11 protein-coding genes are annotated in these 10444 nt (G+C 35.3%); 2 read left to right on the forward strand and 9 right to left on the reverse strand.

Annotated elements, in window-relative coordinates; translation table 11 throughout:
* Window positions 1-13 precede the first annotated feature (13 nt).
* From C7N65_RS03290 to coaBC, 7 genes are all read right to left on the reverse strand, one after another.
* Window positions 14-778: a tyrosine-protein phosphatase gene (locus C7N65_RS03290; protein ID WP_105993035.1), complete on the reverse strand. Its 765-nt coding sequence runs from the start codon at window positions 776-778 to the stop codon at window positions 14-16.
* Window positions 775-1470, reverse strand: a complete 696-nt coding sequence (locus C7N65_RS03295) for a polysaccharide biosynthesis tyrosine autokinase (RefSeq protein WP_105993036.1) — start codon at window positions 1468-1470, stop codon at window positions 775-777. The genes C7N65_RS03290 and C7N65_RS03295 overlap by 4 nt, the downstream gene beginning before the upstream one ends.
* A 13-nt stretch (window positions 1471-1483) precedes the next feature.
* Complete coding sequence (locus C7N65_RS03300; protein WP_105993037.1) at window positions 1484-2155, reverse strand: Wzz/FepE/Etk N-terminal domain-containing protein; 672 nt, start codon at window positions 2153-2155, stop codon at window positions 1484-1486.
* Between the two features lie 286 nt (window positions 2156-2441).
* Entirely contained in the window at window positions 2442-2759 is a 318-nt protein-coding gene (locus tag C7N65_RS03305; RefSeq protein WP_105993038.1) for a hypothetical protein, read from the reverse strand.
* Between the two features lie 125 nt (window positions 2760-2884).
* Window positions 2885-3517: an NAD(P)-dependent oxidoreductase gene (locus C7N65_RS03310; RefSeq protein ID WP_105993039.1), complete on the reverse strand. Its 633-nt coding sequence runs from the start codon at window positions 3515-3517 to the stop codon at window positions 2885-2887.
* Between the two features lie 328 nt (window positions 3518-3845).
* Window positions 3846-6254 (reverse strand): primosomal protein N', encoded by a 2409-nt coding sequence (priA, locus tag C7N65_RS03315; RefSeq protein ID WP_105993040.1) that lies wholly within the window; start codon window positions 6252-6254, stop codon window positions 3846-3848.
* Window positions 6254-7465, reverse strand: coding sequence for a bifunctional phosphopantothenoylcysteine decarboxylase/phosphopantothenate--cysteine ligase CoaBC (coaBC, locus tag C7N65_RS03320; protein WP_105993063.1), 1212 nt, complete (start codon window positions 7463-7465; stop codon window positions 6254-6256). Before coaBC ends, priA begins: the two co-directional genes overlap by 1 nt.
* Before the next feature lie 219 nt (window positions 7466-7684).
* Between coaBC and C7N65_RS03325 the strand changes: the two genes are divergently transcribed.
* Window positions 7685-7999: a thioredoxin family protein gene (locus tag C7N65_RS03325; RefSeq protein WP_105993041.1), complete on the forward strand. Its 315-nt coding sequence runs from the start codon at window positions 7685-7687 to the stop codon at window positions 7997-7999.
* A 71-nt stretch (window positions 8000-8070) separates the two neighbouring features.
* On the opposite strand, the gene rpoZ is transcribed toward C7N65_RS03325, so the two are convergent.
* On the reverse strand, window positions 8071-8301 hold the full coding sequence (rpoZ, locus tag C7N65_RS03330; RefSeq protein WP_105993042.1) for a DNA-directed RNA polymerase subunit omega: 231 nt from the start codon (window positions 8299-8301) through the stop codon (window positions 8071-8073).
* Window positions 8301-8924 carry a guanylate kinase gene (gene gmk, locus C7N65_RS03335; RefSeq protein ID WP_105993043.1) on the reverse strand — a complete coding sequence of 208 codons (624 nt, stop codon included), beginning with the start codon at window positions 8922-8924 and terminating at the stop codon, window positions 8301-8303. The genes rpoZ and gmk overlap by 1 nt, the downstream gene beginning before the upstream one ends.
* A gap of 170 nt (window positions 8925-9094) precedes the next feature.
* Here gmk and C7N65_RS03340 point away from each other — a divergent pair.
* Window positions 9095-10444: NFACT family protein (locus C7N65_RS03340; RefSeq protein ID WP_105993044.1), on the forward strand; the 1350-nt coding region annotated here is incomplete at its 3' end.

Genomic DNA, 10444 nt, shown 5'->3' on the forward strand with positions numbered 1-10444 from the left:
AATCAAGATAAAATCAAAACAATCCTAAAAACTTTTTCTTTTTAAATTCTATAGGTCTGCTTTGATTAATATTTTTATTTTGAATCATTTTCTCGTTGTTTTTATACAACATCGAAATTTCGTCTTCATATTTTTTAAGCTTAGAATTAGAAAATAAACTATTGCCTAAAAATGGTCTGCTTTGAGTATTATGTGCATCAGAGGCGATAAAATGTACTAAATTATACTCAATCATATTCATGGAAATTCTTTGGAGATTTCGTCCCATATCTCCTGATAATGAAGATGCTGTAAGTTGTGCTAACACTCCGTGACATACTAAACCATATAAAACATTAATATCTTGAGCGATTACTTTGTTTCTTTCTGGGTGAACTATGACCGGAATATACCCTCTTGTTTGAATTTCATATATTAAACTGCTTAAAAAGTTTGGAACTTGGTTTGACGGCAATTCTATCAGCAAATATTTGGAATAATTAACACCTTTAATGTTGCCATTATCTATGTCAGTCAATAATTTATCACTAGCTCTAACTTCTTGCCCTGGATAAATCTTCACACCTAGCTCTTTAACTTTTTCATTATTATTTATATCTATTACACATTGTTCAATATCATTAAACTTATTATTATATCTATAGTGCAAATGATGTGGAGTTGCTACAATACCTGTAATATTTTCTTTCGCTGCTTGCTTTAACAAAGCCAACACTTGTTCTTCGTTTTGAGGACCATCATCCACACCAGAAATTATGTGATTATGAATATCAATCATTGCGTTTCTTCTCCGTAATAAGCATAGTAGCTAGAATTTTTATCTTGATCTGTTTTATTCAAAACCACTCCTAACACTTTAGCTCCAGTATTTTCAATAAGCTCTTTACTCTTTAAAATTGCTTTTTTATCATTATTTTTAACATTTACAACTAATGCTGCGTACCCACTGATTTCAGAAAACAACTGTGCATCTGTAACAGTATTTACAGGAGGGGTATCGATAATGATAAAATCATATAATTCCTTTAATTCTTTTAATTGATTTTGAAACTCAGAGGACCCTATTAATTCTGATGGATTAGGTGGTATTGGTCCAGATGTTAATAAGTCCAAATTTTCGACTTCTGTTTTGTTTATTGCTTTATCGAAATATGATTTGTTAATTATTAAATTAGACAATCCATCCAAATTTGCAGAGTTAAATAAAAAGTGTTGAGTAGGTTTTCTCATATCGCCATCAATCAGTAACGTCTTAAACCCTGCTTGTGCATAGGTAATAGCGATATTTGCAGATATTAATGACTTTCCAACTCCTGGTTTTTCAGAAGTTATTACTAAAGTCTTTACATCGTCATTAGCTGTGGAAAACATAATATTTGTACGAATCCCTCTGAATTTTTCACTAACCACTGATTTAGGGTTTAAATGTGTCATCAATGGGCTCTGAAATAATTCGTTTTTCTTTTTCATATATAAATGCTCCTTATCCTTTTTTGTTAAATTCTGGTATAGATCCCAATACTGGAAGTTCTAAGTATTCTTCAACATCTTCCTCTGATTTGATTTTTCTATCAAAAATAGCAATTAATATTATAATAATTACAGCTAATATCAATCCTAGTATAATGCTGATAATTGCATTCATAATTGGTTTGGGTGCTACTTTCTTAGCTTCTTCAGCCTTTGATAATGTAGAGACATTATCAATACTCATTATCTTACTCGCTTCTTGGCTAAAAACTTTAGAAATTGTATTCGCAACTTTAGTTGCATTACCTTTATTATTACTTTCAACAGTAATGCTCATTATTTGAGAATCTGCTTTATTATTTACACTTAACATACCTGAAATTTCCTTAGCAGAATACTTCCCTTTTAAGTCTTTAGATACTTCTTCTAATATTCTTGGGCTTTTGATAATTTCTGAATATGTTTTAACAAGTTGAATATTAGACTGTACTTGTTGTGCCATCATTTCATTATTAGAATGTTTTTGATTTACCAACACTTGTGTAGTAGCTGAGTACTTAGGTTGAATTACAAAAAAGCTCAATATCAAGCTTATAATTAGAAATAGCAGAGGCAGTGCTACTAATAGCTTTAAATTTTTCTTTAATGCCGTAAATATTTTACTAATATCGATTGTTTTTTCCATATTTTCCTCCAATATATGTATTATTCATATTACTTAACGTATATTTTACATTATATAGGATAACATGATGCTTTTGAAACAAATTTCAAATATTTTTACAATCAAAATCTCTCTGTAATATTTTTAACATTCAGGTATCATTTCACAAATAAACACTTACCATCACTATTTTCTTCATCTTTAATTGACATTTATTTGTAGTTAATACAAAAACTGCGTGAAAGTAGTTGTTTAACTTCTTCCACGCAGTTTTTTTAATTAGACTTCTATACTGTCACAATTTTCATTATTGCAATACTACAAAAAATACGATAATTAAGACACTCACCACAAATCGTACACTTTGTGCTAAGAATATAACTTTGCCGAAAGTTTTCTTTTGGTAAATACCGATACCAATTTGTATCATTGCTAAACCAATGATCAGCATGATGAGTGCTGGTACAAACCCAGCGATAAGTGCAGCGATATCTAATAAGATACTCCCTACAATTAATAAGATTAAAACGATTTTAGGTGATTTCGGATTACGTGTCAGCATGAGTATTGCAGATAAAAATGTAAATACTGAAAATGCAATGATAAACGTTTTGAGTAAGATCATTTAATCACTCCTTGATTAAATATTATACACGAAAACTGCTTGCTTTTTGTTAGAATTAATTATCTTTATTTGTTTTATTTCCGATTTACATTAATCGTCTGCTCTATTAAAAATAATATTCTCTATTAGCCAGAAACTACAGTAATACCTTGATTTGGATAGTTATCATTTTCTGCTTCATCAAGAAAAGCATTACTGAAATCACTATAGGAAACGTATGATTTATGCTTAGAATTATAAATTAAAGTATCTGTACCTAATTGATAATCATTAGTTTCTGGACCATTAAAATCAAACATGCTTGCTGGGCTTACAAAAGTCCAATCCACTAATTTATCTTGACCCGCTAAAACATCATAGGCTTCTGCCATTTTTTTAGCTGTTGCTTTCATCGCATCTGGAATATTCGGATTATCAGCGACTCGTTTTGTTTTACTTTCATCAATATAAAGTCTGCCGGTTCCACCTACCATCATTAACTTTACATCTACTCCATCTAAGATTTCGATCAAGTGATTTGTTAATTGCACATAAAGTTCCTCTTTGCCCTGTGGTGCACCAAATGCCACAAGTATAGCATCAAAACCTTCTAAATCTTCACGCGCAATTTCTAAAATATCCTTTTCTACATATGGAACATCAAACTGTAATTTATTATGGTTGCGTACAAACGCTGTTACTTCATGACCGCGTTGCAATGCTTTCTCAGTTAAAATTGTTCCTTGTTTACCTGTCGCACTAATAATAGCTGTTTTCATATGTTCATCCCCTTTTTAAACTTTAGCCGGATACACTAATTTTCCATTTATCTTAACGTTAAACATATCACTTCATAGTTCATTATTTGTCTAATTGGCTTTCCGAATAAAATTAATAGATTTCATGAAATTTATTTTACACTACGTGTAATAAAGCACACAACTGAAAAGCTCTTGTCCTAAATATGAGCATTTACACTATTAAAATAAATAAAAATAGATAAATGATGATTAATAGAGTTAAATTACTCTACCCATCATCACTTATCTCTTTACTTTTAAACTATATTCAATTTCAGCCTTTACTATGATATCAATAGTAACAGCATCACATCATGACATATGGATTAATATCTATTTTTAATGCAAGTTTGTCTTTAATATAACGTTCATGATAAAAGTCATCTAAATACTGCAAGGCTTTGTGCAGCTCTGGTTCGCTCTTGTATTTGACTAGGACTTGGAAGCGGTATTCTCTGTTGATTCTGGCAATCGCTGCAGGAGAAGGTCCTAATATCAAAGCTCTATCCGTCAGATGTTGTAATAAAATTTTATGCACATGTGCTGCAGCTTGCATGACTTCTTTCATATTTTGATGAGAAATAGTGAAATTGATTAGGAAATAATATGGCGGATATTTCCCGATTTGGCGATATTTCATTTCTTTATGATAGAAAGAGAGATAGTCATTTAATTGTACATCTTTAATCGCATAGTGATCCGGATTATAAGTTTGTATAATGACTTCCCCTTCTTTTTCATGTCTTCCTGCACGCCCAGCAACTTGAGTTAGCAGTTGGAACGTCCGTTCACTTGCACGAAAGTCCGGCAAGTTCAACATAGTATCCGCATTAAGTACACCTACAAGCGTGATATTCGGGAAGTCGAGTCCTTTCGCAATCATTTGTGTGCCTAAAAGGATATCGCCTTTCCCTTCCCCGAATTCATTCAATAGTTTTTCATGTGCACCTTTTCTTGATGTCGTATCAGCATCCATCCGAATAATCTTCGCATCTTCAAATTCACGATTTAATAATTCTTCGACACGTTGGGTTCCTGTCCCCATTTGTCTAATGTGTTCACTTTCGCAATTAGGACATTTATTCGGAGGTGTTTCTTCATAGCCGCAATAATGGCATTTTAATTTGTCGCTCGATTTATGATAAGTCAATGATATATCACAATTTGGACATTGCGGCACATGACCGCAGTCACGACATAAGATAAAGGATGAGTAGCCGCGTTGGTTTAAGAATAGAACGATTTGTTCATTGCGAGATAATCTATCTTCGATAGCTTCGCGTAATTGTGTAGAGAACATAGAACGATTACCGTTCGCTAATTCATCACGCATGTCTACTATGTTGATGGCGGGAAGCGGCTGATTATTGACACGATCCGGCAAACTTAATAGGTGATAAACGCCTTTTTCTGCACGTGCATATGATTCTAAGCTTGGTGTAGCGCTTCCTAATATCAATGGACAATTGTGATACTCTGCACGCCATAATGCAATCTCTTTGGCATGATAGCGCGGATAATCTTCTTGTTTGTATGTGGCTTCATGTTCCTCATCAATGATAATCATACCGAGGTTTTTAAACGGTGCGAATACACTTGAACGTGCACCGACACTGACTTGAGCACGGCCATCTCTGATTTTCTGCCATTCGTCGTAACGTTCACCTTTAGATAACGCAGAATGCAGTACAGCAACTTCATCACCGAATCTGCGTTTAAAGCGTAATACCATTTGCGGTGTTAATGCAATTTCCGGTACCAGCATCATTGCTTGTTTGCCTTGTGCTAATACCGCTTCAATCGTTTGTAAATATACTTCGGTTTTACCAGAACCTGTCACACCATGTAATAAGAAAGTCGCTTGCTTTTCTTCATCTATGACCTCTTTAATCGCATCATAAGCTACTTGTTGACCAGGTGTCAGTTTTCTTTTAGCTTCTTGTTCAAACACTCTTGAAGCATAAGGATCGCGTTCTACAATCGCGTCATATTTTTCAATCCACCCATTTCGTTCTAATGTTTTCACACTTGAAGTCGATAATCCGACTTCTTCAATTTCTTTTAGAGGCACATCTCTGTTTTGTGCATCTAATAAATAAGCATATACATCGTATTGTTTAGGATAGCGTTCCAGCATACCTAAGACTTCATCTGGACTATGATCGTCTCTTATACGTATAGCGCGCTGTGTTTTCTTTTTAGTATTTTGAGAGAGCAATGTTTCTTCACGTACACTGCCTTCATTTAATAATGGGACTAAACGTTCTAAATCCCCATTTTGTTGAGCCGCTTTATATGCATAATGCCCCTCTTTATTGAATCGTTTTAATAAATCTTCTGGAATATGTTCATCTTCAACGATTTCAAATACTTTAGTGTATCTCGCTTTAATCGCACTTGGCAACATTGCCTCTAATATTGAAATACGTTTTGTGACATGATACTTTCCGTACCATGCACTTAAATCAACAAGTTCAGGTGTTAATTCTGGTTTAATATCTTGTATTTCTTTAATCGACTTTAACTTTGTTAAATCCAAATTAGGATCTGGTTCCTCAGTTATTTCCATGACATACCCTTGAATCGTTCTAGGTCCAAAGGGAACAACGACTCGCACACCAACTTGAATGATGGGTGCGAGTCGTTCTGGTATTAAATAATCAAAGGTAAAGTCTACGTTTTTAGCTGGTACATCAACAATAACCTTTGCGTACATTATTTCCACCTACGTTCTAATTCTTCTAAGATTCTGCCGGCAAGTGCCTGCTTTTTGCCTTTCTCTATATTCACAGCTTCCCCGCTCTTAAAGAAAAGCGTTACTTCATTATCATCAGAGTTGAATCCGATAGAAGTATCTCCGACATTGTTAGCAATAATTACATCTGCATTTTTTCGTTCTAATTTATCCTTTGCATACTTTTCGACTTCTTGCGTCTCAGCTGCGAACCCGATAAGTTTTTGGTGAGTTTTATGTTCCCCCAAATATTTTAAAATATCTTGCGTTCTTGTAAATGCAATTGTTAAATCGCCATCTTGTTTCTTCATTTTATGCTCTAATTGTTCTGCAGGTTTATAATCTGAAACTGCGGCTGTTTTGAAGACAAAATTCTGTGCTTCAAATCGTTCAGTTACCGCATTAAACATATCTTCTGCACTCGTTACAGGTACAAACTCTACATTGTCTGGCGGTGTTAAGTATGTCGGTCCGCTGACTAATGTCACTTTTGCGCCTCTTTTTTGTAATGCATCTGCTAAAGCATAGCCCATCTTACCTGACGCTCTGTTAGAAACAAATCGAACAGGATCAATAACTTCGACTGTAGGTCCAGCAGTAACTAAAACTTGTTTACCATAGAACCAATCAGCTTCACCGGGTTGACTCTGTGTTGTAGTTTCATCCATTATTTGTCTCACAAAAGCAATAATATCCAATGGTTCCATCATACGCCCTTTAGCGACATAGCCGCAGGCTAAGAACCCTTCTCCAGGTTCAGCGAAATGATAGCCGTCTTCAGCAAGTACTTGCATATTGGCTTGCACACGCGGATTCTCATACATATGCACATTCATTGCAGGTGCCATAAATTTAGGAACTGTTGTCGCAAGCAAAGTAGAAGTAATCATATCGTCAGCAATTCCATTAGCAAGTTTGCCGATAATATTAGCAGTTGCTGGCGCAACAATGACCGCATCTGCCCAGTCTCCTAAAGCAATATGCTGAATCTCTGATGGATTTTCTTCTTTGAATGTACTCGTATATACCGGATTACGGCTAATCGCTTGGAAAGCAAGCGGTGTCACAAATTCTTGCGCATGTTCTGTCAACATCACACGTACATCAAATCCTGCTTGTGTCAATTTACTTGTTAAATCAATCGCTTTATATGCGGCAATACCGCCTGATACTGCCAATAAAATATTCTTCATCGCAATCATTGCCTCCAAGTTCATTCTCTCTTTATGTATACGGCGTTATAATAAAAATGAGTCCATCTTAAATGGCCCCAATCATTCATTATCAATCATGTTTTATTTTAACACTCTAAGTCAAAAAAGTCCTTTGCTTTGCAAGAAGCAATAAAGTTGCTTCTTATATGAGAAGCGCGTAAGATTACTTTCGATATAGCAAAGAAAGAAGGTTTGAATATGGAGACTTTGAAGCAATACAGCGATATCGTTCACCACATTGAAAATGAAGATAAGTTCTTATTATATGTCATGGCAAAAGGCTGCTCAGTCTGCCATGCAGACCAACCGAGAGTTGATGCACTCGTTAATGAAATAGATGTGCCTGCGGCACAAATCATTGTCAATGATATCCCAGAAGCTGCTGGACAATTGTCCCTCTTCACTTCCCCCGTTGTCATTCTCTTCAACCGCGGCAGAGAGTTTCACAGACAAGCACGTATCATTGATTTCGATCAGCTTAAACGCTCAATGGAACAATTGAAAATGGCTTAATAAAGCAAACAAACCCGTATTAGCAGTTTATCTGCTTCATACGGGTTTGTTTTTACTTATTACAATTGAAATCAGTCTTTTGTTTCAAATTCACTCTCATTCAATTCTGGTTCGATTGGAGTGATTTTACCATCTGCGATTTCTTCTAATGCTTCGCCTACTGTTTTTACAGAATGATAGTTTTCTATTAAAGCAGTTTCTGGTTTATCATATAGCTCACGCGCGCGTTTGGCAGCCACTGTTGCGATTAAATATTTTGATTTTACTTTTGAAGTTAATTGGTTTAATGGTGGGTTTAACATTATTTTTTGGCCTCCAATATCATTTTTCTATACTTTGCTTCTATGCGTTCTCGTTTTAAATGTTCCGCTGCTACGATAGATTGAATACGTTCTTTCGCAAGTTCCACTTCATCGTTTACCACGACATAGTCATAAAGATTCATCATTTCAACTTCTTTTCGTGCTTCTTTCACACGACTTTGAATCTTTTCATCAGATTCTGTACCGCGGCCGACTAAACGTTCTCTTAGGTGGTCTAAACTTGGCGGTGCCAGGAAGATAAATAATGCATCAGGGAATTTCTTGCGAACTTGCTTCGCACCTTCTACTTCAATTTCTAAGAAGACATCATGCCCTTCATCCATTGTATCCTTTACATACTGTACAGGTGTACCATAATAGTTGCCTACATATTCAGCATACTCTATGAATTGATCTTGTGCGATAAGCTGCTCAAATTCTCGTTTTGTCTTGAAAAAATAATCAACGCCATCTTGTTCGCCTTCGCGCATCTCTCTTGTAGTCATCGAGATAGAATATTTATATGATGTTTTAGGATCATCAAATATTTCTTTGCGGACCGTACCTTTGCCGACTCCAGATGGACCTGATAAGACAATCAGTAAACCTTTTTCATTATCCATGCCTTACGACCTCTCTAAGCTATTGTTGTATTATATAATGATACCATATTCTAAATAAAATTGTATAGATGTCAAAAGGTAAAATCTTATTTTGGCAGTGTCCCTCTTGTACATGGTACAATAGAAAGAACGTAGTATTATGAACGAATAATTAAAGGTGGTTAATGATTATGGCATTTGATGGCTTATTCACAAAGAAAATGGTAGAAGAACTAGAATTTCTTCAAGGCGGCCGCATTCATAAAATCAACCAGCCTGATAACGATACAATTATAATGGTTGTTCGTCAAAATCGAAAAAACCATTCTTTGTTACTTTCAATCCACTCTAATTTCTCACGTATCCACATTACAAAGAAAAAATATGATAATCCATTCGAACCTCCGATGTTCAACCGCGTCTTCCGAAAACATTTAGACGGCGGTATTATCCAAGCAATACGTCAAATCGGCAACGACCGCCGTATTGAAATCGATGTACAAAGTACAGATGAACTCGGCGATAAAATTTATCGTACAGTGATTTTAGAAATTATGGGTAAACACAGTAACTTGATCTTAGTCGATGATCAACGTAAAATCATAGAAGGTTTTAAACATTTAACACCGAACACCAACCAATTTCGTACTGTTATGCCAGGCTTCCAATATGAGGCACCGCCAACACAAAATAAAACAAATCCTTATGAAGTCTCAGGACAAGATGTATTAAGATATATTGATTTTAATAAAGGCAACATTGCTAAACAACTGTTGCAGCACTTTGAAGGCTTTAGTCCATTGATAACAAAAGAGATTACAGAACGTCGTCAATTCATGACAACTGAAACTTTACCCGCAGCATTCGATGAGGTCATGAAAGAAACACAACTTGAACCTGTACCGATTTTCCATAAAAATCACGAAACAGGCAAAGAAGATTATTACTTCATGCGTTTGAAACAATTCGATGACGACAGCGTCACATATGATTCGTTAGATGAATTATTAGACCGCTTCTATGATGCTCGCGGTGAACGTGAACGGGTTAAACAGCGTGCTAATGACTTAGTCCGTTTTGTCCAGCAGCAACTCCAAAAGAACCGCAATAAACTCGTGAAACTAAATGATGAGTATGAAGGTACACAATCAAAAGAAGATATGCAGCTGTATGGAGAACTTATTACCGCAAACATCTACCGTATCCAACAAGGCGATGCAACTTTAACAACAGAAAACTATTACACAGGTGAAGAAGTCACAATCAAACTAGATCCGATGAAATCACCTTCTGTTAATGCGCAATATTATTACAAACAATATAACCGTTTAAAAACACGTGAACATGAGTTGGAACATCAAATTCGATTAACTGAAGAAAACATTGCTTACTTCGAATCCATCGAGCAGCAATTAGCACATATCACTGTTGAAGATATTGATGAAATCCGTGAAGAGCTGGCTGAGCAAGGCTTTATGAAGCAGCGTCAAAACCGCAAGAAAAAGAAACAACCGCAAATGCAGCTTCAAACTTATCGTTCC

The organism is Staphylococcus simulans (genome assembly GCF_002994445.1).
GTDB lineage: Bacteria > Bacillota > Bacilli > Staphylococcales > Staphylococcaceae > Staphylococcus > Staphylococcus simulans_B.